The sequence below is a fragment of the Nonomuraea corallina genome (assembly GCF_027620315.1).
GTDB classification, from domain to species: domain Bacteria; phylum Actinomycetota; class Actinomycetes; order Streptosporangiales; family Streptosporangiaceae; genus Nonomuraea; species Nonomuraea corallina.
Genome location: NZ_JAPNNL010000348.1, coordinates 1 through 1,195, shown reverse-complemented (window position 1 = coordinate 1,195; position 1,195 = coordinate 1). Strand labels below are relative to the sequence as shown.

Genomic DNA, 1,195 nt, shown 5'->3' with positions numbered 1-1,195 from the left:
CGAGATGACGATGGCGTCCTCGTAGTTGTGGCCCTCCCACGGCATGAACGCCACCAGCAGGTTCTTGCCCAGCGCCATCTCGCCGTCCTCGGTGCTGGGACCGTCGGCGATGACCTGGCCGGCCTCGATCCGGTCGCCCTCGGCCACGATGGGCTTCTGGTTGAACGAGGTGCCCTGGTTGGAGCGCTTGAACGTGGCCACCCGGTAGGTGGTCCGGGTGCCGTCGTCGTTGGCCACGGTGACGTAGTCGGCGGAGACCTCCTCGACCACCCCGGCCTTGCTCGCCAGGAGCATGTCACCCGGGTCGGTCGCGGCGCGGTACTCCATGCCGGTGCCGACCAGCGGCGCCTCGCTCTTGAGCAGCGGCACCGACTGGCGCATCATGTTCGCGCCCATCAGCGCGCGGTTGGCGTCGTCGTGCTCCAGGAACGGGATCATCGCGGTGGCCACCGACACCATCTGGCGCGGCGACACGTCCATGTAGTCCACGTCCTCGGAGCGTACGTACTCGAACTCGCCGCCCTTGGTGCGGACCAGCACCCGCCGCTCGGCGAACGAGCCGTCCGGCGAGAGCGGGGAGTTGGCCTGGGCGATGACGTACCGGTCCTCGACGTCGGCGGTCAGGTAGTCGATCTGGTCGGTCACCCTGCCGTCGACCACCTTGCGGTAGGGGGTCTCGATGAAGCCGAACGGGTTGAGCCGGGCGAAGCACGCGAGGTAGCCGATGAGGCCGATGTTGGGGCCCTCGGGGGTCTCGATCGGGCACATCCGGCCGTAGTGGGACGGGTGCACGTCACGCACTTCCATACCGGCCCGCTCACGGGACAGGCCGCCGGGGCCGAGCGCGTTCAGCCGCCGCTTGTGCGTCAGGCCGGCCAGCGGGTTGGTCTGGTCCATGAACTGCGACAGCTGCGAGGTGCCGAAGAACTCCTTGATCGACGCCACCACCGGGCGGATGTTGATCAGGGTCTGCGGCGTGATCGCCTCGACGTCCTGCGTGGTCATCCGCTCGCGGACGACGCGCTCCATGCGGGCCAGGCCCAGGCGGACCTGGTTCTGGATGAGCTCGCCGACGTTGCGGATGCGGCGGTTGCCGAAGTGGTCGATGTCGTCGGTCTCCACGACGGCCTCGCCCATCGAGGTCTCGCCGGCGTGCAACCGGACGAGGTACTCGATCATCGCGACGATGTCGTCC

The 1,195-nt window shown here is 68.5% G+C and carries 1 pseudogene; it reads right to left on the bottom strand.

Annotated features, from left to right (window positions below):
* Positions 1–1,195 (bottom strand): annotated as a pseudogene (locus tag OUY22_RS36635) (DNA-directed RNA polymerase subunit beta); the annotation flags it as partial.